Below are 20,355 nucleotides of genomic sequence, written 5' to 3'. Positions count from 1 at the left end.
GGAAGGAGAGCCATGGGCGACGCCGTGCTCGAGATCGAGAACCTCACGAGACGCTTCGGGGAGGTGGTGGCGAACGACGGGATCGACCTGCGGGTCCGGCCCGGCGAGGTGGTCGGCCTGCTCGGCCACAACGGGGCCGGGAAGACGACGCTCGTCTCCCAGGTCGTCGGCCTCCTGCGGCCCGACGCCGGAAGGATCACCGTCTCCGGCGTGGACGCGATCGCCCACCCCGCCGTCGCGCGCCGCGCCGTCGCCCTCCAGGGCCAGTCGCAGGCGCCCCTCGACGGACTGAGCCCGCGCTCGGCCATCGAGATCGCCGGGCGCCTCCGAGGGATGAGCCCGCGGCACGCCCGCGCCGCCGCCGACGCCCTCGCCGACGAGCTCGACCTCCACGAGTGGTACACGCGGCGCACCGCCACCGACGGGACCGGGCTGTCCGGCGGCGTCCGCCGGCTCACCGCGTTCGCGATGGCCGCCGTCGCGCCGGTGCCGCTGCTCGTCCTTGACGAGCCGACCAACGACGTCGACGCGTCCCGCCGACGCCGCCTGTGGGACACGGTCCGCCGCATCGGCGACGAGGGCGCCGGGGTCCTGCTCGTCACGCACAACGTGACCGAGGCCGAGCGCGTCGTCGACGAGCTCGTAATCCTCGACCGCGGCCGAGTCGTCGCCGCCGGCTCGCCCGCCCGCATCCGGGGCGGCGAGGACTCCGGGCTGCGTCTCGAGCTCGCCCTCGTGCCGGAGGGCACGGATCCGTCCGACGGCGACGTCCCGGTCACCTTCACGCGCCACGTCCGGGTGGGGCGGCGCGTCCTCCTGACGATCGGGGCGCACGACGCCGAGCGGGCGGTCGCCTGGGCCACCGCCCTGCGCGCCGACGGCCTGATCGACGGCTACACGCTCGCGCCCGTCACCCTCGAGGACGCCTACCTCGGGCTGACCTCGGCGAATCACGACGACGCGGCCGAAGAACGGCCCGGCGCCCTCGCCACGACCGGCTCGGAGGCCGACCATGACTGACACCGCGCTCGCCCCCCGCACGTCCGGCGGCCCGGCGGCGATCCCGCCGCGCGCCGGAACCGGCACGATCCTCGGCACCCTCCTGCGGTGGACGCTCGCGCAGACCGGCCCGATGCTGCCGCTCATCATCGTGGTCCAGGCCCTTCTTGCCGCGGGCATCATCATCGGCTTCGGACTGCTCATCCCCGACGTCGACGGTGGTGAGGCGGCCTTCCTCTCGACGGGTGCCCCCACGGTCCTCCTGCTCACGGTGGGGCTCGTCGTCGTCCCGCAGGGAGTGGCGCAGGCGAAGGCGAACGGGACGTTCACCTACCAGCGGGCGCTCCCGGTGCCGCGCGCCCTCGTCCTCCTCGCCGACCTCCTCGTCTGGCTGCTCGTCGCGCTGCCGGGCGTGGCCGTCGCCGTGATCGTCGCCCAGCTCCGGTTCGACCTCGACCTCGCGATCGACTGGCCCGTGCTCGTGCTGGCGTCGGTGCTCACCGCGCTGACGGCCACGGCCGTCGGGTACGGGATCGCGGTGGTGCTCCCGCCGATGCTCGCGCAGGTGATCAGCCAGGTGCTTGTCTTCTTCGTCCTGCTGTTCTCGCCGATCACGTTCCCCGCCGACCGGCTGCCCGGCTGGTTCCAGGACGTGCACGCATGGCTCCCGGTCCAGCCGGCCGGGGATCTCGTCCGGGCCGGCCTGCTGTCGGAGAGCTACGACGCGAGCGGCCGCGACGTGCTCGTCCTCGCGGTGTGGTGCGTGCTCGGGTTGGCGGAGACGCTCCGGGCGCTCGTGCGGCGGGACTGACCGCGGGAGAAGGACCGATGCGGGCACCGCCGCCGGCCGGGCTGACCGGTGGTGCCGACCGGAACGGGTGCGGTCACCTCCCCGGGCGAGGGACGGGTCAGTGCTGGTTGTACTCCGAGTCCCGCACGAGGGCGCCCCACTCGGTCTCGGCGCCGACCTCGGGGCCGTCGGTCACCGCGATGTGGCTCATGAACGTGTGGCGGCCGGCGCCGTGCCAGTGCCACAGCCCGCCGTGGAAGCGGACGACGTCCCCCTCCCGGAAGACCTGCACCTGGCCCTGCGCGACCTGCACGAGGCACAGGCCCTCGGTGATGTAGATCGTCTGACCCACCGGGTGCATGTGCCAGGCCGTGCGGGCGCCCGGGGCGAAGCGCACCACCGCCGAGTGCACCTTCGACGGCGTGTCCCCGGTCGTGATCGGCGTCAGCCACACGTCACCCGTGAACCGGTCCTCCGGGCCGCGGACCGCAGCGGCGTTCGAGCGGATGTCCATGATCGTTCCTCTCCTCGGCGCCGCGGGCCGCCGGTGGCGACGCCCGACCGTCGCACCCAGGCTAGCGACGCCGGGTCCTGTTCGGGAGAGGGGCGTGGGAGAGGCTTGTCGGTGGTCGGGATGTGCCGGACGAGGGGTTCGTCGTGGGGAATGTGCGCCCGAAGGGCTGGCGCTCCTGCGGCCGCGGTCGCCACACTTCTTCTGGCAGCGGCGCCCGCGGCTGACCGCCCCGATCGACGGAGATCCGAGATGCTCTCGACCATCGCCACCTACATCGCCTTCCAGGGCCAGACCCGCGAGGCCTTCGAGCACTACCGCGACCTGTTCGGCGGTGAGCTCGAGATCGTCACGTACGGCGACATGCCGATGCCCGGTGTGGACATGCCCGCCGACGCCGTCGCTCACGCCATGCTCGCCACGCCGGCAGGGGTGCTGGCCGGCTCGGACGCCGTCGACGACGGCGAGTACCCCCTGCGCGGCTCTGCCTACTCGTTCCTTCTCACCTTCGACTCGGTCGAGGAGGCGCAGCGGGTCGGCGTCGCCATGCTCGAGGCGGGCGGGAGCGTCCAGATGCCGTTCGAGGAGGCCCCGTGGGGCGACCACTACGGGCAGATGTTCGACCGGTACGGGGTGATGTGGGCGTTCAACGTCGCGGGGACGCCGCCGGCCTGACCGAGGCGCGGGGTCGGCCGAGGCGCGGAGCCGGCCGTCAGCCGCGCGTGGGGCCGATCCCGAGCGGTGGCTTGCGGTCGTGCACCGTGAGGTAGCGGATCCCCTCCGCGCCGGCCGCCACACCGCGGACCGTGCCGCGCGGGAGGTGGACGACGTCGCCGGGAGCGAGCGGGGGTTCGTCGTCGTCGGCCGTGAGAAGTGTGCCGGTGCCGGCGACGACGTGCCAGAGGACGTCGAGCGCCGGACCCTCGTGGGGCTCGATCCGCCCGCCCGGTGGCAGCTGCACGACGTTGGCGTCGAGCCCGCGGTCCGGGCCGGTGAGGTTCCAGAGGGCGCCCGTCGCCCGCCGATCGCCGACCGCGGGGGTGAGTGACGTCGTCGACGTGACGACCCGTGGACGCCTCGATCCGCCTGCCGACATGCCTCGAGAGTATCCGGCGGCGTCATTAGGCTGGCCGGATGACGTACGTGATCGCACAGCCGTGCATCGACGTCCTCGACCGGGCGTGCGTCGACGAGTGCCCGGTGGACTGCATCTACGAGGGCGACCGGATGCTGTACATCCAGCCCGACGAGTGCGTCGACTGCGGGGCCTGCGAGCCCGTCTGCCCCGTCCTTGCCATCTACTACGAGGACGACCTGCCCGAGACCCTGCGGCCGTACCTCGTGGAGAACGCCGGCTTCTTCGACGACACTCTGCCCGGCCGGGACGAGCCCATCGGGTCGCCGGGCGGCGCCCAGCGCCTCGGCCGCCTCGGCGTGGACACCGAGCTCGTCGCGGGCGCCCCGCCGGGAGCGGGCGCACGCGGGCAGTGACTGGACGACACGGGACCGACACCAGGGAGACCACATGGACCGCATCGACCTTGCCGCGCTGACCGAGAAGCACCTCGCCCTCGCCGGTGAGGCCCGGGCCCGTCGGTCCTCGACCGCGCTGGTGGGGGACAAGGACTCCCGCCTCCGGCAGCACCTCATGGTGCTCCTCGCCGGGACCGAGCTGGCCGAGCACGAGAGCCCCGGTGAGGCGACGCTCCAGGTCCTGCGCGGACGGGTGATCCTGCACGCCGGAGACGACGAGGTCGAGCTCGCTGCCGGCGACCTCGCCGAGATCCCGCCCGAGCGGCACGGCGTCCGCGCCCTCGAGGACTCGGCGTGCGTGCTGACGGTCGCCCGCAACCGGGACTGACGGCAGCGGCCGTCGGCCCGGGCGCAGGTGGGGACCTCGGCCCGTGCGAGGCGGAGTGCCACCGCCTACGGTGTCAGCACCGGAGGTGATCGACGATGAGGACGAACCCCAGACTGCTCGCCGTGGCGGCCGCCGCGCTCCTCGCGCTCGGCGCGTGCAGCGAGGACCCGACCGAGGAACCGGACGAGCCGACGACGACCCAGGCGCCCGACGACCCGTCGGGGGGGCCCGGCGAGGAGTTGCCGAGCGGGGAGTCACCGACCGCGGAGAGCCCGACCGGCGAGGCACCGTCGGAGGGGACCGGAGGCACGCCGTCGGACGGAGCGGCCGGCCCGGACCAGGACCCCGACGTCGCAGCCGCGATCAACGAGCTCGCCGCGGACACCGGCAGCGCCGACGCCGACATCGAGGTGGTCTCCCTCGAGGAGGTCACCTGGTCGGACGGGTCGATCGGCTGCCCGACCCCGGGCCAGGCCTACACGCAGGCGCTCGTCGAGGGGCGGCTGCTCGTCCTGACCGCTGACGGCGAGGAGTTCCGGTTCCACGGGGAGGGTGACGGGCCGCTGGCCTACTGCGCCGACCCGATCGACCCGGCCGAGACCGGCGACGCCGTCCAGTAGGGCGCGGCAGCGGTCCACGGGGGAGTGTCGCGCGGACCCTCAGGCCAGCATGTCGCGCACCATCGGGGCGACCGTCGTGCCGTAGAGCTCGATGCTGCGCATGATCTTCTCGTGCGGGAGCCGGCCCGTGCTCACCTTGAGGTCGAACCGCTCGGCGCCGAGCGCGCGCACACCCTCGGCGATCTTCCGCGCGACCGTCTCGGGCGAGCCCACCGCCATCGCGCCGTGCTCGGCCTCGTGCTCGAACGAGGCGCGCGAGGGCCGGCTCCAGCCGCGCTCGCGACCGATCCGCTCGACCTGCTCGACGTAGTGCGGGTAGATCTCCTCCTTTGCCTGATCGTCGCTCTCGGCCACGTGCCCGTAGGAGTGGTAGCCCACCGGCCGCGGCTCGCGCTCCATCTGCTCCAGCGCCCGGCGGTAGAGGTCCGCGAACGGGGCGAAGCGGGGGACCGGCCCGCCGATGATGGCGAGCATGAGGGGCAGATCGTGGTGGGCGGCCCGGACCACCGACTGCGGGCTGCCGCCCACGGCCACCCAGGCCCGCAGCGGCCCGTGCTCGACCGGCGGGTAGACGGTGACCTGGTCGAGGTTCTGGACGTGCGTCCCGCGCCAGGTCACCGGCTGGGCCGTGCGCAGCCGGGAGAACACCTCGAGCTTCTCCTCGAACAGCGCCTCGTAGTCCTCCATGCGGAACCCGAACAGGGGGAACGACTCGGTGAACGAGCCCCGGCCGAGCACCACCTCGGCGCGGCCGGAGCTGATCGCGTCGAGCGTGGAGTACCGCTCGTACACGCGGACCGGGTCGTCCGAGCTGAGCACCGTGACGGCGGACGCCAGGCGGATCCGCTCGGTGCGCGCCGCGATCGCGGCCAGGACCATCTCGGGGGAGGACACCGCGAAGTCGTCCCGGTGGTGCTCCCCGACACCGATCGCGTCGAGCCCGACCTGGTCGGCGAGGACACCCTCCTCCACGACGTTGCGGACCGTCTGGGCATGGCTGAGGAGCTCGCCGTCCGCCCCCATGGTGACGTCGCCGAAGGTGTCGATCCCGAGCTCGAGTGCCATGACAGCGCCAACCCGCGGCGCACCAGGGCTATTCCGGCGCGGAATAGCGCGCCGGGCGGGCGACGTTCCCCCGGCATGACCTTTCCCGTCGGCGGCAGCACCACGACCATCGGCATCGTCGGCGCCGGCCGGCTCGGCACCGCGATCGGCCGGCTCGTCGCCGACGCCGGCTACCGTCTCCTCGTCACCGACCGCCCCGACGCCGCACACCTCGAGCTCGTGGTGGGCAGCGTGCTGCCGGAGGCGCAGCTGGTGGGTCTCGACGAGATTGCCGAGCGGGCCGACGTGGTCGTCCTCGCCGTGCCCATGGCGGCCGCGCGCGGCCTCGACATCGAGGCGTTCCGGGGTGTCGTCGTCGACGCGACCAACGTCTGGTACGACACGGACGCGACGACGGCGCACGAGGTGGGCACGACCGCGACCCTCGCCGCCACGCACCCCCGCGCGAGGATCGTCAAGACCTTCAACCACGCGGCCTACGCGGACCTGCTCGCGGACGCCCGACCGGTGGGCGCCCCCGGGCGCCGGGCCTTCGCGGTGGCCGGCGACGACGTCGATGCGGTGCGCGTGGCCGCCGAGGTCGTCGACCGCGCGGGATTCGATCCGCTACCGGTCCCCGCGTCGGACGCCCACCTGCTCGAGCCGTCCGGCCCCGTGTTCGGCCGCCGGCTCGAGCGCGCCGACCTCGAGGCCGTCCTCGCCGGGGCGCGCGCCGCCTGAACCGCCGCGGGGAGCGACCCGTGTCCCGGCACGACGACGGGGGCCGACCTCGTGGTCGGCCCCCGTCGTCGGTGGGTCAGGAGCGGGTGGTGCCCGTGGTCGGGTCCACCGTGTCGTTGTAGACCGGGGTGTCCTCGGTCGTCACGCCGGTGCCCGCGGCCTGGACCGGAAGGTCGGCAGCCGTGGCGTCGTCCGCGGCGTCAGCCGCGTCGCTCACCTCGCCGGTCTCCGAGGAGCCGCGGTCGGTGAGGTTGGCGGCCTTGTCCTTGACGGCGCCGGCGGCCGACGAGGCGGCGTCCTTCGCCTTGCCCGCGAGGCCCGCGGCCTTGTCACCGAGCGAGCCCGAGGAGTCGGTGGGGCTCGAGACGGTCGTGTCGTCCCAGTACTCCTCGGCCCACGGGTCGTCCACCGGCTGCGTGCGACGCCACACGAGGTAGCCCGCACCGGCGACGGCCGTGCCCACGAGGACCCAGCCGAGCGCCTTGCCGGCGCCGCCCTTCTTCTTGTCGGCGGGCTTCTCCAGCGACGAGCGGGCAGCCTTCGAGGCCTCCTTCGCGCGGTCGGCGATCGGGGCGTCGGACCGGGCGGCCTCGGCGGCCGACTGGGCCGCCTTCTGGACGCGGGGGACGTAGTCGTCCTTCACCTTGTCCCGCGCGGTCGCGGCCGAGGTGCGGGCCTGCTCGATCGTGGGAGCAGCGGCGGTCCGGGCGTCCTCGAAGGCCTTCTGGACCTTGGGGGTCGCCCAGTCGACGCCCTCCTGCGCGAGCTCGGCGGCGCGTGCCCCCGTGATCTTCGCCTGCTCGGAGAGTGCCGTGCCGAGCTCGGCGAGCTTCGCGCCGACGTCGGCCTGCTCGGGCTCCGTCGTCGTGGACGTGCGCTTGGTCTTGCGCGACATGTGCGTATCTCCATTCGTAGCGGTCGTGCGGTCGGGACCCGACCTGCGCGTCGTTCGCGGCGGGCCTGGATCCGCCCCACCCCCATAGTTCCGTATCAGGACCGGTGCTGCCAGTAGACCAGGTGAGTCAGGACACGGACCTGGACAACAGGTGGCTCCCCGGAGGGGTGTCGCCACGCCCCCGACCCACCGGGGCAGTCGTGTGCGCGGGCCCCCGACCGTGCGAGGATCGACCCATGGACGCCATCCTCCACACCAATCACGGCGACGTGTCGATCCGACTCTTCCCGAACCACGCCCCCAAGACGGTCAGCAACTTCGTCGAGCTCGCGCGCGGGACCAAGGAGTTCACCGACGCGGAGACCGGCGAGAAGGTCACCCGGCCGTTCTACGACGGCCTCACGTTCCACCGGATCATCCCCAACTTCATGATCCAGGGCGGCTGCCCCGAGGGCACCGGCACCGGTGGCCCGGGCTACACCTTCGACGACGAGATCCACCCCGAGCTCGGCTTCACCGAGCCCTACGTGCTCGCCATGGCCAACGCCGGCAAGCGCATGGGCCACGGCACCAACGGGTCGCAGTTCTTCATCACGACCCAGCCGACCACCTGGCTCCAGGGCAAGCACACGATCTTCGGCGCCGTGACCGACGAGGCCTCGCGCGCCGTCGTCGACGCGATCGGGGCCGTCCCGACCGGTGCCGCCGACCGCCCGGTCGAGCCGGTCGTCATCGAGTCCGTCGAGATCGTCGAGTGACCTCCGCGCCCGGGCCCGACGAGCCGCGCGACCCGCGCCGGCCGGACGGCCCGGGCGTGCACGGCGCCGACCCGTACGGCGCCGGTGCCTACGGCGCCGATCCGTACGGGAGAAGCGCCCACGGCGCCGACCCGTACGGGGGCGGCGCGAACGGCCACGCCGGGCGGGCCGACGCCCCGCCCGGCTCCCCGCACTACGCGCCAGCACCCGGGTACGGCGCCTACGTCGCACCGGGGCAGCAGCCCCCGCCGCACCCCGTGCCGGGACCCCCGCACCCCGACAACCGGCCGCAGCGCGGCGCCGCCCGGCGCTCGGCGCCCGTCGGTGTCCGCGTGCGTGGCGGGACGCCGTACCTCACCTTCGCCGTCATGGGTGTCCTCGGCGTGGTCTACCTGCTCCAGCGGGCCACCGGCCTGCAGGCCGACCTCCTCTACTGGCCGGCCGTGACCGAGCACGAGCCCTGGCGCATGCTGACGGCTGCCGTCCTCCACGGCGGGCTCGCCCACCTCGCGTTCAACATGTACGCGCTGTGGATCGCCGGACAGGCGCTCGAACCCGTCGTCGGGCGGTGGCGGCTCGCCGTCCTCATGCTCCTCAGCGCGTTCGGCGGCTCGACCGCGGTCCTCCTCCTGTCCGGCGGCCCCGGTGCGGAGGGGTGGGTCACCGGCGTCGTCGGGTTCTCCGGCGCCGTCATGGGCCTGTTCGCCGCCGTCCTCGCGATCCAGCGGAGCGTCGGCCAGGAGTCGAGCCAGCTCCTCGTGCTCCTCGTCATCAACATCGCCATCGGGTTCGTCCCCGGGTGGAACATCTCGTGGGAGGCGCACCTCGGCGGGATGGTGGTCGGGCTCGCGCTCGGCCTGACCTGGTCGACCTGGCGACGCCGGCCGACCGCCGTCGCCGTGCTCTCGTCGGCGGCGGTCGCTGCCGCACTCGTCGCGGCCTGCCTGGTCTACCTCGGCTCCGTCGGGGCCTGAGCCCCGCCGCCTCCACGCTCCCGTGCGTCCGCGTGGGCGGGGAACACCCAACTGCGACGCCGCCGTCGGACGATCGCGACTCCTCGCCGCCCCGAGCCTGCGGGCGCCCTGACGCAGTTCGACGCCGGGCCGTGCGTCGTCGTCGGGCACCGTGCTCGCCGTCCACATCTGAACTCACAGCTGTGGAACTACACGCCTGTGATTCGTCCCCAGGTGTGGGTATCCCTGTGGGAATCACACGCGTGTTGTTCGTTCGTCCCCAGCGGCGGGGTCGGGGCGAACGACACGACTGTCATTCCTCCCCACCTGTGGGTATCCCTGTGGACGGGGAGAGGGCGATCGACCGGGTGCCGGCGGGTCGGTGGCCCGGAGGAGCGGGGAGCGGGTGCCGGCGTCAGCGCCAGCGCAGCGTCATGAGGAACCCGATCATCGCGATGCCGAAGCCGATCGCGAGGTTCCAGTTGCCGATCCCCGGGACCGGGTACGCGGCGGACGTGAGGTAGGTGACGAGGAGGACGACGAGGCCGACGAGCATGAGCGTGACCATCGTGGGCGCCCACCAGCCGGGGCTCGGTTCGCCCGCGGCGGCCGCCTCGAGCTCGGCCTCCTCCTGCGGGGTGCGGCTGACCGGGGAGCCGTCCTTGCGCTTGCGCTTCTTCGAGACCGGCACGTCGTCCTCCAGTGGTGTCCCGCCGTCGGGGCGGGTTGCGGAATGTCTGTGCGCGCACGCGGCGCGACCCGGACCTAGCCTAGTCTTCGAGAGCAGCGGCGACGTCGAGGAGGTGGCCCGGTGGCCGGGTTCCGCGTGCCGCCCGCGTCGCTCCGCGTGGCGGCGGTCGGCGTGCTCGCCGGCCTCGTCATCGCCGTCAATGCCCGCGACGCCGGGGAGGACCCCGCGCGCGCCGCCACCGACCTCGTCTCGCTCGCCCGCGCGCAGACCACCCGGATCGAGACGCTCGAGGGTGAGAACGAGGAGCTGCGCGAGCAGATCGAGCCCTACCTCGAGAGCCACGACGCCGAGGTCGGCGCGCCCCCGGACGAGGTGCTGGTCGCCGCCGGTGCCGCGCCCGTGAGCGGTCCCGGGGTGGAGGTCGCGCTCGACGACGCGCCGGTCCCGGAGTCCGGGATGCCCGCCGACCGCGTGGCGGACGACTACGTGGTCCACCAGCAGGACGTCGAGGGGGTCATCAACGCGCTGCGGGCCGGGGGCGCGGAGGCGCTCACCGTCCAGGGACAGCGCCTCCTGCCGACGACCACGGTGCGGTGCGTCGGGAACGTCCTCTACGTCGGGACGCGCGTCTACTCGCCGCCGTTCGTCGTCGGGGCCGTGGGTGACCCCGACGAGCTCACCGACGCCCTCGAGGAGTCCGAGGCCGTCGACATCTACCGGCAGTGGGTCGAGCTCATCGGGCTGGGCTTCACCGTCACGGTCCACGACCAGCTCGAGGCCCCGGCGTCGACGTCGGTGTCGACGAGGTACGCCGAGCCGCTCGAGACCGGCGATCCGGCCGCGTCCACCGATCCGGGCGCGTCCACCGATCCGGCCGAGTCCACCGATCCGGGCGCGGACGACGCGCGTGGCGCCGGGTCCGACGACGCCGAGTCCGGGTCGTGACGGCGCCGGCCTCGTCCACCGGGTCGGCCTCGTCCACCGGGGATGCGCCTGCGACCGCCGGGAAGGGGCGGGGGACACGGCGCGGCAGGGGGCGACGGCCGTCGCGGGTGTGGGGCGCCGTCGGCGTGCTCGGCGAGCTCCTGCTCACCGCCGGGGTCGTGCTCGGGCTGTACGTCGTGTGGCAGCTGTGGTGGACCGACCTCGAGGGGCACGCCCGTCAGGAGGAGTCCGTGGCCGCCATCGCGGGAGCGATCGGTGCCGCGGAGGACGGGGTCGGCGAGGCACGGACCGACGACGCGCCCCCGTTCGCGTCCGCCGCCCTCGAGCTTCCCGACGGGATGACCGCGCTCGGGGTCGTGCACGTCCCCGCGTGGGGGGAGGACCACGCCCTGCCGCTGATCGAGGGGGTCGGCATGGACGTCATGGACTTCGGGGCGATCGGCCACTACCCGGGCACGGCGCTGCCGGGCGAGATCGGCAACCACGCGGTTGCCGGGCACCGCCAGACCCACGGTTCCCCGCTCGGGCAGGTCGCCGACCTCGAGGTGGGGGACCCGATCGTCGTCGAGACGGCCGACACCTTCTACGTCTACCGGGTCACGGGCTCGGAGATCGTGCGGCCCTGGGACGTCGAGGTCGTCGCGCCGGTGCCCGGGGACCCGTCCGCGGAGCCGAGCGAACGGCTGATGACCCTGACCACCTGCCACCCCTTCAACTACTCGACCCACCGCTGGATCACCTACACCGAGCTCGACCACTGGGTCGACCGCGCCGACGGGATGCCCGCCGAGCTCGTCGCGCCGTCCGAGGAGGCCTGATGTACGCCGCCATCTTCCGCGCCTTGCCGGGGCCGCGCTGGCTGCGGGCCGTGCTCATGGCGGTGCTGATCCTCGCAGCCGTGGCCGCCCTCTTCCTCTGGGTCTTCCCGTGGGTAGAGTCGATGCTCCCCAGCGCCGACCTGACAGTGGAGTGACCGTGGCCCGCATCCTCGTGGTGGACAACTACGACAGCTTCGTCCACACGATCGTCGGCTACCTCCAGCACCTCGGCGCGGAGACGGACGTGCGACGCAACGACGACGCCGACCTCGACGTCGCGGGGTACGACGGCGTGCTCGTCTCGCCCGGCCCGGGCGTGCCCAAGGAGGCCGGTCGGTCCGGCGAGGTGATCGAGGCGTGCGCCGCGGCCGCGGTGCCCATGCTCGGCGTGTGCCTCGGGCACCAGGTGCTCGCCGAGCTCTACGGCGGGGTGGTCACGCACGCGCCCGAGCTCATGCACGGTCGCACCTCCGAGGTCGAGCACGACGGGACCGGGGTCCACGAGGGCCTCGACAGCCCCTTCACCGCCGCCCGCTACCACTCGCTGGCCGTGGTGCCGGAGTCGGTGCCGGACGAGCTCGTCGTCACCGCGCGCACGCCCGGCGGGGTGATCATGGGGCTCGTCCACCGCGAGCTGCCCCTGCACGGCGTGCAGTACCACCCGGAGTCCGTGATGACGCGGGGCGGGCACCGGCTGCTGGCCAACTGGCTGGAGCTGGCCGGGCAGGGCGGGGCCGTCGCAGGAGCCGCGGGGCTCGCGCCCCTCGTCCGGGCCTGAGCCGCACTCTCGACATCGGGGGCGGGTGCTGACCCGGACTCTCGAGCACGACGACGACAGGCCGCACGCTCGGTGCGTGCTCCGTCCCTCCGGGCACGAACCGCAATCTCGGCGTGCACCAACCGCAATCTCGGTGAGTACGAACCGCAATCTCGACGGGTCCCAACCGCAATCTCGACGACGGGGGTGGGGGTCAGCCCTCGTCGGTGGGGGACTCCGACGGCGGCTCCGTCGTCGTCGGCTCCTCGGTCTCCTCGGGACCGCGGGAGATCGTCACGTCGACCCGGGTGTCCTGGGGGATGAGCCCGTTGTGCGACTGGCTGATGACCTCCCCCTCGGGCACGTCGTCGGAGAACTCCTCGGTGAACTGGGAGCTGAGATCGAGGTCCCCGAGGATCGTCTCCGCCTCCTCACGGGACAGGCCCGTGAGGTCCTGGAGCTCGACGTTGCCGGACGCGAGGAAGAGGGTGACCTCCGTGTCGCGCGGCACCGACGTGTCGGCGGCGGGGTCGGTGCGCAGCGCATGGTCGGCCGCGGCCCCGGGCTCGTCGACGGTCCGCGTGTTGCCGACGCTGAGCCCGGCCTCCTGGAGGATGTTGCGCGCGTCCTCCTGGCTGAGCCCGGACACGTCGGGGATCAGCACGTCGCCGGGGCCGGCGGACAGGACGATCTCCACGGTGCTCCCGCGGGGCGTGGAGTCGCCGGGTGCCGGGGTCGAGCTGAGGAACAGGTCGGCCTCGACCTCGTCGTCGTTCTGCGGCTCGACGAACTCGGGCTGGAGCTCGACCTCCTGCAGGGCCTCGACGATCCCGGCGCGGTCGAGCCCCTCGAGGTCGGGCACCGTGACCTCCTCCGGTCCGGAGGACAGGACGATGTCGACGGCGCTGCCGGACTCGACCGAGGTCCCGGTCTCCGGGCTGGCGCTGAGGAAGAGCCCCTCCTCGACCTCGTCGGACGGCTCCGGATCGAGGAAGTTGGGGACGAGGTCCTGGTCGTCGAGCGCGGCGGTGATCCCGTCCTCGTCGAGCCCCTCGAGGTCGGGGATCTCGACCATGGTCACGGACGGTGTCGTCTCCTCGTCGCCACCGCCGTTGCCGGTGACGAGCAGGTAGGTGACGACGCCGCCCACCACGAGCAGCGCGGCCAGGAGGATCCACAGCCACGCCCAGGAGCGCTTCGGCTCGTCCTCGACGGGCTGCGGCGTGCGCCGGTAGGGCTCCGGCTCCCCGGCGGGGGCCGCGGCCACCCCGGCGGTCTTCGGGACCACGCGGGTGGGCTCGGCGGTGGCGACGGCCGCGCCCGCGCCGGCGGCGGCCCAGGCCGAGGTCGGCGGGGCGCTCACGTCGCTCCCGCGGGAGGCGGCGAGCAGGTCGCTGCGGAAGTGCGCGGCGTCGGCGTAGCGCTCGTTGCGGTCCTTGGCGAGGGCCTGCATGACGACCCGGTCGAGCGTCTCGGGGATGTCCGAGGCGATCGTCGAGGGGGTCGGCGGGATCTCCCGCACGTGCTGGTAGGCGACGGCGACGGCCGAGTCGCCCGAGAACGGCGGGCGCCCGGTGAGGAGCTCGAAGAGCAGGCAGCCCGTGGAGTAGAGGTCGGAGCGGGTGTCGACCACCTCGCCGCGCGCCTGCTCGGGGGAGAGGTACTGCGCCGTGCCCACGACGGAGTGGGGCTGCGTCATCGTGGCGGAGTTGTCCGAGAGCGCCCGGGCGATCCCGAAGTCCATCACCTTCACGTCCCCCGTGGGCGTGATCATGATGTTCCCGGGCTTGATGTCCCGGTGGACGATGCCCTCGCGGTGGCTGTACTCGAGCGCGTTGAGCACGCCGACCACGATCTCGACGGCCTCGCTGATCGGTACCGGGTCGCCGTCGCCGAGGAGCTCGCGGACCGTGTGGCCCTCGACGTACTCCATGACGATGAACGGGATGCGCCGCTCGTCGGTGCTGCCCGCGCCGACCACGTGCTCGCCGGTGTCGTAGACGGACACGATCGCGGGGTGGTTGAGCCCCGCCGAGGACTGCGCCTCGCGGCGGAACCTGGCGAGGAAGGAGGGGTCTCGCGCGAGGTCCGCGCGGAGCATCTTGATGGCCACCGTGCGCGAGAGCCGGGTGTCCCGGCCGACGTGCACCTCGGCCATCCCACCGCGCCCGATGAGGCCGCCGAGCTCGTACCGGTCCGCCAGCACGAGGGGTCCGTCGGTCCCGTGGTCACTCACGTGCGTCCTCCTTCGCGTTCTCCGCCCGGTCTCCCGCGGCGGGCGCGGTGCCGTCCACTCTACCGACGCCTCCGTCGGTCGCCCGACGAGGGCGTCGGATCTCGTTCAGCGCGTCGCGCAGCCGGCCGGCGGCGGCCGCGGCGGACGCCGGCCGGACGGCCGGGTCCTTCGCCAGCAGGTCCTGCACGACGGCGGCCAGCGGCTCGGGCGCGCCCGTCACCTCGGGCACGGGCTCGCCCACGTGGGCGAGCAGCACGTCGAGCGGTCGCTCGCCGCCGAAGGGCCGCTGACCGGTCAGCGCCTCGAAGGCGACGACCCCGACCGCGTACAGGTCGGCCGCGGGACTCGCGGTGCCGCCCCGCGCGAGCTCGGGCGCCAGGTACTCCGGGGTGCCCATCACCATGCCGGCGGACGTCATCGTCTCCTGCCCCACGGCGCGCGAGATCCCGAAGTCGGTGATCTTCACGGTGCCGCGCGTGGAGACGAGCACGTTCGCCGGCTTGACGTCCCGGTGGACGACCCCGGCGGCGTGCGCGGCCTGGAGGCCGTCGAGGACCTGGACGAGGATGCGGACGACCGAGCTCGGCGTCAGGCTGCCCTCGCGGGCGAGGATGTCCGCCAGGTCGTCGCCCACGACGAGCTCGTGGGTGAGGTAGGCGCCGCCGTCCGCCGCGCGGCCGTGGTCGAGGAGCGCGGCGATGTTGACGTGCCGCAGCCGGGCCGTGTTCTGGGACTCCTTGCGGAAGCGCTCGAGGAAGTGCGGCTGGGCGGCGAGGTCCGGCCGGAGGCACTTGATGGCCACCTGCCTCTCGAGCCGCCGGTCCCGCGCCACCCACACCTCGCCGGACCCGCCGGTGTTGAGGTGCACGGTCAGCTCGTAGCGGTCCACCACGAGGTCGCCGACCGCGAGGCGGGGCCCGGGGACGTCGCCCGGCTGCGGCGAGGGCGGGCGATGTGACTGGTCCGTCACTGGAGCACCGCCTCCATCACGGAGGCGGCGATCGGGGCCGCGATCTGCGCGCCGCCGACCCCCCAGCCCACGTTCCCGCCGTTCTCGACGATGACGGCGACCGCGACCTGGGGGTCGTCCGCCGGGGCGAAGCCGGTGTACCAGGCGTGCGGCGGCGTGTTCGCGTCGATCTCGGCGGAGCCCGTCTTGCCGGCCACGCTCACCCCGGGGATCGCGCCCGGGTTCGAGCTGCCCTGCTCGACGACGTCGATCATCATCGACGTCATCTCCTCGGCCGTGCGCTCGGAGATCGGCTCCGAGAAGACCTCCTCGTCGTGGGTGTCGACCTCCTCGAGGTCCGCCGTCAGGGTGCGCTGGACGAGGTAGGGGGTCATCAGCACGCCGTCGTTGGCGATCGCGGAGGACACCATCGCCATCTGCAGCGGGTGGGTGCGCACCGAGAACTGGCCGATCGAGGACTGGGCGAGCTCGGGCGGCGTCGCGTCCGCGGGGAAGCGGGACGGGGTCACGGGCAGCGGGACGGCGAGCTCCTGACCGAACCCGAACGCCTCCGCCTGCTCGTTGATCTCGTCCGTGCCCAGGTCGACCGCGCCGATGGCGAACGGGGTGTTGCAGCTCTGGACGAGCGCCTGGCGCAGGGTGGTGCTCCCCGACCCGTCGCCGCACGCGGCCTCGCCCGGGTTGTGCATGTAGGTCTGGGTCTGCGGCAGCTGGTACTCGGTCGGCGCCTCGACCATCGAGTCGGCCGTCAGCCCGTTCTCGACCATCGCGGCCGCCGTGACGAGCTTGAACGTGGAGCCCGGCGCGTACTGGTCGCCGCCGATCGCACGGTTGAGCAGCGGCCGGTCCGGGTCGTTCGCGAGCTCGTCGTAGGCGGTCGTCGCCTCCTCGCGGATGTGGGAGGCCAGCGGGTTCGGGTCGAACGACGGCGAGGAGTACATCGCGAGGATCGCCCCGGTGCGGGGGTCGAGCGCGACGACGGCGCCGCGCTGGTCCCCGAGACCCTCGATGGCGGCCGCCTGCGCCGCCGGGTCGATCGTCAGCTCGAGGGCACCGCCGCGGGGCTGGTTGCCCGTGACGAGCGACTGGATGCGGGCCACCAGCAGGCCCGGGTCGTTGCCGTTGAGCACCTCGTTCCCGGAGCGCTCGAGACCCGTCATCGAGGAGTGCACCACGGAGAAGTAGCCGGTCAGGTGCGCGTACGCCGGACCCTGCTCGTAGCGCCGCAGGTAGTTGTACGCGTCGTCCACGGGCTCGGACGTGACGATCGGCGTGCCGGCCACGACGATCGGCCCGCGGTCCCGGCCGAACTCGCGGTAGAACGTGCGCACGTTGCGGCCGTCGGCGTTGAGGTCGCCCGCCTGGGCGAACTGCACGGTCGTCGCCGAGACCATGAGCGCGAGGAACATCAGCGCGATGACCACGGTGAGGCGTCGGATCTGGTCGTTCATCGCCGGTCCTCCTGCTCGCGCGGGTCGCTCCCGGTGTCGTCCTCGGTCTCGTCCTCGGGGAGGAGCGTGGCGCCGGGGTCGTCGGACCGGACGTCGTCCGCGGCCGGCCCGGCGGTCGGTGCCGCGTCCGCGTCGCGGCGGGCGGCGGCCACGGTCGGTCGTTCGTCGTCGTGCCCGGGTGTCCGAGAGGCACCGGCCACCGGCCGGTAGCCCGACCGCGGCGGGTCGCCGAGCGTGTCGCCGCTCTCGTCCTCGTCCGCGGCGTCGTCCCAGGCGTCACCGGTCGCCCGCCACCCGCCCTCGGAGCCTCCGTGCCGCGCCGGGGTGCCGCCGTCCGGGCCGGCTCCGTGGGACTCCTCCTGCCCGGGTGTCGTCCAGCCGGGCTCCTCGATCGGCGGGGCCGGGGCGTCCCAGGCGGATCCCGCCGCCGCTCCGTCCGCGCCCGCGGGCCCGCCGCCGCCCGCCGCGTCGTCGGGGACGTCCCACACGGGTGGGGGTCCGCCCGCGGCGACGGCGCCCTGGGTGGCGGTCGCGTCGTGCCGGCCGGCGCCGGCGTAGGCCGGGGCGCGGGCGACGTCCGGGGAGGGCGCCGTCGGCCCGACGCCGAGCGCGGCGACCGCGGAGGGGTCGGCGACCGGCGCCGGGCGGCGGCCGGCGTCGGAGACGCGCAGCAGGAGCGCGATGATCACCCAGTTCGCCACCAAGGAGGAGCCGCCGAGGGCGAGGAACGGGGTCGTCAGTCCCGTCAGCGGGATGAGCCGGGTCACCCCGCCGACGACGACGAACACCTGCAGCGCCATCGTGAACGCGAGGCCGGCGGCGAGGAGCTTGCCGAAGCCGTCACGGACGGCGATCGAGGCGCGCATGCCGCGCTGCACGACGATGAGGTAGATGAGCAGGATGGCGATGAGGCCGGTCAGGCCGAGCTCCTCGCCGAGCGAGGCCATGATGAAGTCGGACTCGGCGTAGGGCACGAGCTGCGGGTAGCCCAGGCCCCAGCCGGAGCCCATGAGGCCGCCGGACGCGAGGCCGAACAGGCCCTGGACGAGCTGGCCGGAGCCGCCCGGGCTGCGGGAGTACACGGCCGGGTCGAGCGCGTTGAGCCAGACGTCCACGCGGGCCCCGACGTGCGGGAACAGGGTCGCGGCCAGCATCGCGCCGCCGACCGCGAGGAGGCCGCCGAGGACCACCCAGCTGATGCGCTCCGTCGCGAGGTACATGAGGGCGACAAACATGCCGAAGAACAGGACGGCCGTACCGAGGTCGCGCTGGAGGACGAGGACCGCCATGCCGACGCCCCACGCGATGAGGATCGGGCCGAGGTCCCGGGGGCGGGGCAGGTGCATCCCGAGCACCTTCGGGCCCGCGAACGCCAGGTTGTCCCGGTTGGCCACGAGGTAGCCGGCGAAGAAGATCGCGAGCGCGATCTTGGCGACCTCGGCCGGCTGGAAGCTGAGCGGGCCGACGCCGATCCAGATGCGCGCGCCGTTGATGGTGCGGCCGAGCCCGGGGACCATCGGGAGCAGGAGCAGGACGATGCCGACGATCATCGACGTGTAGGTCAGGCCCCGCAGCGCGCGGTGGTCGCGGACGAGGAGCAGCACCGCGAGGCAGAGCCCGATGCCGATGCCCGTCCACATCAGCTGCCGGTCGACCGAGGCGGAGCCCTCCGCGATGTCGATGCGGTGGATCATCGTCAGCCCGATGCCGTTGAGCAGGACCACCGACGGGAGGATGACGGGGTCCGCGTACGGGGCGCGCCAGCGCACCACGAGGTGGGCGACGAGGGCCATCCCCGCGAAGATCCCGCCGCGGACGTGGAGGTCGGTCGGGAGTGCCTCGGTCGTGTTGAGGGCGACCTGGACGTAGCCGAGCAGCACGAGCGCGACGGCGAGGGCCAGCAGGCCGAGCTCCGGCCACCGGCCCGACCGGGCGGACTGCTGATGCACGACCGCCATCAGTCGGCGCCCCTCACGTGGTGCCGGTGCCGGACTCGCTGCCGGACTCGCTCGGGGACTCGCTGGACGACTCGCTCGGCGACTCGCTGCCCGACTCGCTGGGCGACTCCTCCGGCGGCTCCTCGGGCACGACGGACTCGCGCAGGTTCTCGACGACGTCCCGGGCCCCGGCCAGCGAGCCGCGGGTGATGGGGGAGTCGAGGCGCTGCTGGGCCAGCGGCGTGAGGTCGTCGACGCGCAGGTCGGTGCGCTCGTGCAGGTCGGAGAAGCCGAGCGGACCGATGTGCTGGGGGATGCCCCGGTAGATCGCCACGTGGTCGCCCGAGGGCGCGACGAAGTACTGCTGCTGCGTCCACGTCCAGCCGGCGAACGCGCCCGCGCCGAGGAGGACGAGGCCGGCGACGACGCTGAGCAGGACGCGCGGCAGCCGGCGTCGGCGCGGGGTGTCCGGCTCGTCGCCGTCGGGCCCGAGGAGGGCGGCCGCGCGCTCGGCGGACGAGGCACCGGCACCCGTCGCCGCGGTGGTGCCGGTCCCGGTACCGTTCGTCGTCCCGGTGCCCGGTCGCTGCGTGGGGCGCTCGGCTGCGGAGCCCACGACCTGGGGGTCGGCGGACGGAAGGTGGGGGGCGTCGGCCGTGGCGAGGAAGTCGGAGACCACGCAGGTGACGTTGTCCGGCGCCCCGGCGCGCAGCGAGAGGTCGACGAGCGCCTGGGCGGCGGCTCCCGGGTCCTCGGTGTCCCGCAGGGTCTCGGCGATCGTGTCCTTCGAGACCACCCCGAACAGGCCGTCCGAGCACAGCAGCCACCGGTCACCGGGTCGGGCCTCGCGCATCGACTCGTCGAGGTCGACCTCGCCGTCGGTGTCGCCGAGCGCGCGCAGGATCATGTTGCGCTGCGGGTGGCGCTCGGCCTCCTCCAGGGTGAGGCGGCCGGTGGAGACGAGGTACTGGACGAACGTGTGGTCGGTCGTGATCTGGGTGAGCTCGCCGTCGCGCAGGAGGTAGGCGCGCGAGTCGCCGATGTGCACCATCGCGAGCTTGGTGCCCGTGCGCAGCATGGCGATGCACGTGGTGCCCAGACCGGCGAGGTCGGGGTCCGCCGTCGAACGGGCCACGAGGTCGGCGTGCGCGTCCGCCACCGCGCCACGGAGGAGGCCGAGGAGCTCGTCGGCCCCGTGCTCGTCGTCGAGCGGTGCGAGGTGGGCCACCGCGACGGAGCTCGCGATGTCGCCGCCCGCGGGCCCGCCCATGCCGTCCGCGAGGACGAGCAGATGCTCCCCGGCGTAGCCGGAGTCCTGGTTGCTCGAGCGCAGCAGCCCGACGTCGGAGCGGGCGGCGAAGCGGGTGACGATGGGCAT

At 73.8% G+C, this 20,355-nt stretch carries 23 protein-coding genes; 13 read left to right on the top strand and 10 right to left on the bottom strand.

The features are described from left to right. The first annotated feature begins 12 nt into the window (after positions 1 to 12). A complete protein-coding gene (locus ACZLMO_RS05810) occupies positions 13 to 1,020 on the top strand; it encodes an ABC transporter ATP-binding protein (protein ID WP_425714028.1) in 1,008 nt (335 codons plus the stop codon). Then, positions 1,013 to 1,810, top strand: a complete 798-nt coding sequence (locus tag ACZLMO_RS05805; protein ID WP_463653137.1) for an ABC transporter permease — start codon at positions 1,013 to 1,015, stop codon at positions 1,808 to 1,810. Before ACZLMO_RS05810 ends, ACZLMO_RS05805 begins: the two co-directional genes overlap by 8 nt. A gap of 97 nt (positions 1,811 to 1,907) precedes the next feature. On the opposite strand, the gene ACZLMO_RS05800 is transcribed toward ACZLMO_RS05805, so the two are convergent. After that, on the bottom strand, positions 1,908 to 2,303 hold the full coding sequence (locus ACZLMO_RS05800; protein WP_425714030.1) for a (R)-mandelonitrile lyase: 396 nt from the start codon (positions 2,301 to 2,303) through the stop codon (positions 1,908 to 1,910). Between the two features lie 249 nt (positions 2,304 to 2,552). On the opposite strand from ACZLMO_RS05800, the gene ACZLMO_RS05795 reads away from it, so the two are divergent. Then, positions 2,553 to 2,975, top strand: coding sequence for a VOC family protein (locus tag ACZLMO_RS05795; protein ID WP_425714031.1), 423 nt, complete (start codon positions 2,553 to 2,555; stop codon positions 2,973 to 2,975). Between the two features lie 37 nt (positions 2,976 to 3,012). On the opposite strand, the gene ACZLMO_RS05790 is transcribed toward ACZLMO_RS05795, so the two are convergent. Further along, positions 3,013 to 3,396 carry a cupin domain-containing protein gene (locus tag ACZLMO_RS05790; RefSeq protein ID WP_425714032.1) on the bottom strand — a complete coding sequence of 128 codons (384 nt, stop codon included), beginning with the start codon at positions 3,394 to 3,396 and terminating at the stop codon, positions 3,013 to 3,015. 38 nt (positions 3,397 to 3,434) lie between these two features. Here ACZLMO_RS05790 and fdxA point away from each other — a divergent pair, with 38 nt between their 5' ends. The 3 genes from fdxA (at position 3,435) to ACZLMO_RS05775 (ending at position 4,781) form a co-directional block, all read left to right on the top strand. Beyond that, a complete protein-coding gene (gene fdxA / locus ACZLMO_RS05785) occupies positions 3,435 to 3,791 on the top strand; it encodes a ferredoxin (RefSeq protein ID WP_425714033.1) in 357 nt (118 codons plus the stop codon). A gap of 34 nt (positions 3,792 to 3,825) precedes the next feature. Then, on the top strand, positions 3,826 to 4,161 hold the full coding sequence (locus tag ACZLMO_RS05780; protein WP_425714034.1) for a cupin domain-containing protein: 336 nt from the start codon (positions 3,826 to 3,828) through the stop codon (positions 4,159 to 4,161). 95 nt (positions 4,162 to 4,256) lie between these two features. Continuing rightward, positions 4,257 to 4,781 carry a hypothetical protein gene (locus ACZLMO_RS05775; protein WP_463653136.1) on the top strand — a complete coding sequence of 175 codons (525 nt, stop codon included), beginning with the start codon at positions 4,257 to 4,259 and terminating at the stop codon, positions 4,779 to 4,781. Positions 4,782 to 4,820: 39 nt separating this feature from the next. On the opposite strand, the gene ACZLMO_RS05770 is transcribed toward ACZLMO_RS05775, so the two are convergent. Next, the gene (locus tag ACZLMO_RS05770; RefSeq protein ID WP_425714036.1) at positions 4,821 to 5,846 is read right to left on the bottom strand and encodes an LLM class flavin-dependent oxidoreductase; all 1,026 of its coding nucleotides are present in this window, start codon (positions 5,844 to 5,846) and stop codon (positions 4,821 to 4,823) included. Positions 5,847 to 5,921: 75 nt separating this feature from the next. On the opposite strand from ACZLMO_RS05770, the gene ACZLMO_RS05765 reads away from it, so the two are divergent. Next, positions 5,922 to 6,566: an NADPH-dependent F420 reductase gene (locus ACZLMO_RS05765; RefSeq protein ID WP_425714037.1), complete on the top strand. Its 645-nt coding sequence runs from the start codon at positions 5,922 to 5,924 to the stop codon at positions 6,564 to 6,566. Positions 6,567 to 6,642: 76 nt separating this feature from the next. On the opposite strand, the gene ACZLMO_RS05760 is transcribed toward ACZLMO_RS05765, so the two are convergent. Further along, on the bottom strand, positions 6,643 to 7,461 hold the full coding sequence (locus ACZLMO_RS05760) for a hypothetical protein (RefSeq protein ID WP_463653135.1): 819 nt from the start codon (positions 7,459 to 7,461) through the stop codon (positions 6,643 to 6,645). Between the two features lie 236 nt (positions 7,462 to 7,697). Here ACZLMO_RS05760 and ACZLMO_RS05755 point away from each other — a divergent pair, with 236 nt between their 5' ends. Together ACZLMO_RS05755 and ACZLMO_RS05750 are read left to right on the top strand one after the other, a co-directional pair. Then, positions 7,698 to 8,219, top strand: a complete 522-nt coding sequence (locus tag ACZLMO_RS05755; RefSeq protein WP_425714039.1) for a peptidylprolyl isomerase — start codon at positions 7,698 to 7,700, stop codon at positions 8,217 to 8,219. Continuing rightward, complete coding sequence (locus tag ACZLMO_RS05750; protein WP_463653134.1) at positions 8,216 to 9,193, top strand: rhomboid family intramembrane serine protease; 978 nt, start codon at positions 8,216 to 8,218, stop codon at positions 9,191 to 9,193. Before ACZLMO_RS05755 ends, ACZLMO_RS05750 begins: the two co-directional genes overlap by 4 nt. Positions 9,194 to 9,587: 394 nt before the next feature. Here the strand turns inward: ACZLMO_RS05750 and ACZLMO_RS05745 are convergent, their stop codons facing one another. Continuing rightward, positions 9,588 to 9,863: a cell division protein CrgA gene (locus ACZLMO_RS05745; RefSeq protein ID WP_463653133.1), complete on the bottom strand. Its 276-nt coding sequence runs from the start codon at positions 9,861 to 9,863 to the stop codon at positions 9,588 to 9,590. A 120-nt stretch (positions 9,864 to 9,983) separates the two neighbouring features. Between ACZLMO_RS05745 and ACZLMO_RS05740 the strand changes: the two genes are divergently transcribed. From ACZLMO_RS05740 to ACZLMO_RS05725, 4 genes are all read left to right on the top strand, one after another. Next, positions 9,984 to 10,808 carry a DUF881 domain-containing protein gene (locus tag ACZLMO_RS05740; RefSeq protein WP_463653132.1) on the top strand — a complete coding sequence of 275 codons (825 nt, stop codon included), beginning with the start codon at positions 9,984 to 9,986 and terminating at the stop codon, positions 10,806 to 10,808. 107 nt (positions 10,809 to 10,915) lie between these two features. Further along, a complete protein-coding gene (locus ACZLMO_RS05735) occupies positions 10,916 to 11,626 on the top strand; it encodes a class E sortase (RefSeq protein WP_463653131.1) in 711 nt (236 codons plus the stop codon). After that, complete coding sequence (locus ACZLMO_RS05730; protein WP_463653130.1) at positions 11,626 to 11,781, top strand: hypothetical protein; 156 nt, start codon at positions 11,626 to 11,628, stop codon at positions 11,779 to 11,781. Before ACZLMO_RS05735 ends, ACZLMO_RS05730 begins: the two co-directional genes overlap by 1 nt. Positions 11,782 to 11,783: 2 nt before the next feature. Then, a complete protein-coding gene (locus tag ACZLMO_RS05725) occupies positions 11,784 to 12,404 on the top strand; it encodes an anthranilate synthase component II (RefSeq protein ID WP_463653129.1) in 621 nt (206 codons plus the stop codon). Positions 12,405 to 12,597: 193 nt separating this feature from the next. On the opposite strand, the gene pknB is transcribed toward ACZLMO_RS05725, so the two are convergent. The 5 genes from pknB to ACZLMO_RS05700 are packed head-to-tail and all read right to left on the bottom strand — an operon-like array spanning position 12,598 to position 20,355. After that, positions 12,598 to 14,619, bottom strand: coding sequence for a Stk1 family PASTA domain-containing Ser/Thr kinase (gene pknB, locus ACZLMO_RS05720; RefSeq protein WP_463653128.1), 2,022 nt, complete (start codon positions 14,617 to 14,619; stop codon positions 12,598 to 12,600). Further along, a complete protein-coding gene (locus tag ACZLMO_RS05715; protein WP_463653127.1) occupies positions 14,612 to 15,589 on the bottom strand; it encodes a serine/threonine-protein kinase in 978 nt (325 codons plus the stop codon). Before ACZLMO_RS05715 ends, pknB begins: the two co-directional genes overlap by 8 nt. Beyond that, entirely contained in the window at positions 15,586 to 17,040 is a 1,455-nt protein-coding gene (locus tag ACZLMO_RS05710) for a peptidoglycan D,D-transpeptidase FtsI family protein (protein WP_463653126.1), read from the bottom strand. The genes ACZLMO_RS05715 and ACZLMO_RS05710 overlap by 4 nt, the downstream gene beginning before the upstream one ends. Beyond that, on the bottom strand, positions 17,037 to 18,998 hold the full coding sequence (locus ACZLMO_RS05705) for an FtsW/RodA/SpoVE family cell cycle protein (protein ID WP_463653125.1): 1,962 nt from the start codon (positions 18,996 to 18,998) through the stop codon (positions 17,037 to 17,039). Before ACZLMO_RS05705 ends, ACZLMO_RS05710 begins: the two co-directional genes overlap by 4 nt. 13 nt (positions 18,999 to 19,011) lie before the next feature. After that, positions 19,012 to 20,355, bottom strand: a complete 1,344-nt coding sequence (locus ACZLMO_RS05700; RefSeq protein ID WP_463653124.1) for a PP2C family protein-serine/threonine phosphatase — start codon at positions 20,353 to 20,355, stop codon at positions 19,012 to 19,014.

The sequence above is a fragment of the Georgenia sp. G2120 genome (genome assembly GCF_055326485.1).
Note: the sequence above shows the minus strand (reverse complement) of the source record. Positions and strands in the feature narration are given on the sequence as shown.

What these genes read in the sequence shown, in the direction of transcription:
- ACZLMO_RS05805 (WP_463653137.1), top strand. Translation starts at nt 1,013, where the DNA reads ATGACTGACACCGCGCTCGCCCCCCGCACGTCCGGCGGCCCGGCGGCG.
- ACZLMO_RS05730 (WP_463653130.1), top strand. Translation starts at nt 11,626, where the DNA reads ATGTACGCCGCCATCTTCCGCGCCTTGCCGGGGCCGCGCTGGCTGCGG.
- ACZLMO_RS05705 (WP_463653125.1), bottom strand. Translation starts at nt 18,998, where the DNA reads ATGGCGGTCGTGCATCAGCAGTCCGCCCGGTCGGGCCGGTGGCCGGAG.
- ACZLMO_RS05760 (WP_463653135.1), bottom strand. Translation starts at nt 7,461, where the DNA reads ATGTCGCGCAAGACCAAGCGCACGTCCACGACGACGGAGCCCGAGCAG.
- ACZLMO_RS05770 (WP_425714036.1), bottom strand. Translation starts at nt 5,846, where the DNA reads ATGGCACTCGAGCTCGGGATCGACACCTTCGGCGACGTCACCATGGGG.
- ACZLMO_RS05800 (WP_425714030.1), bottom strand. Translation starts at nt 2,303, where the DNA reads ATGGACATCCGCTCGAACGCCGCTGCGGTCCGCGGCCCGGAGGACCGG.
- ACZLMO_RS05710 (WP_463653126.1), bottom strand. Translation starts at nt 17,040, where the DNA reads ATGAACGACCAGATCCGACGCCTCACCGTGGTCATCGCGCTGATGTTC.
- ACZLMO_RS05765 (WP_425714037.1), top strand. Translation starts at nt 5,922, where the DNA reads ATGACCTTTCCCGTCGGCGGCAGCACCACGACCATCGGCATCGTCGGC.
- ACZLMO_RS05780 (WP_425714034.1), top strand. Translation starts at nt 3,826, where the DNA reads ATGGACCGCATCGACCTTGCCGCGCTGACCGAGAAGCACCTCGCCCTC.
- ACZLMO_RS05790 (WP_425714032.1), bottom strand. Translation starts at nt 3,396, where the DNA reads ATGTCGGCAGGCGGATCGAGGCGTCCACGGGTCGTCACGTCGACGACG.
- fdxA (WP_425714033.1), top strand. Translation starts at nt 3,435, where the DNA reads ATGACGTACGTGATCGCACAGCCGTGCATCGACGTCCTCGACCGGGCG.
- ACZLMO_RS05755 (WP_425714039.1), top strand. Translation starts at nt 7,698, where the DNA reads ATGGACGCCATCCTCCACACCAATCACGGCGACGTGTCGATCCGACTC.
- ACZLMO_RS05810 (WP_425714028.1), top strand. Translation starts at nt 13, where the DNA reads ATGGGCGACGCCGTGCTCGAGATCGAGAACCTCACGAGACGCTTCGGG.
- ACZLMO_RS05775 (WP_463653136.1), top strand. Translation starts at nt 4,257, where the DNA reads ATGAGGACGAACCCCAGACTGCTCGCCGTGGCGGCCGCCGCGCTCCTC.
- ACZLMO_RS05700 (WP_463653124.1), bottom strand. Translation starts at nt 20,355, where the DNA reads ATGCCCATCGTCACCCGCTTCGCCGCCCGCTCCGACGTCGGGCTGCTG.
- ACZLMO_RS05795 (WP_425714031.1), top strand. Translation starts at nt 2,553, where the DNA reads ATGCTCTCGACCATCGCCACCTACATCGCCTTCCAGGGCCAGACCCGC.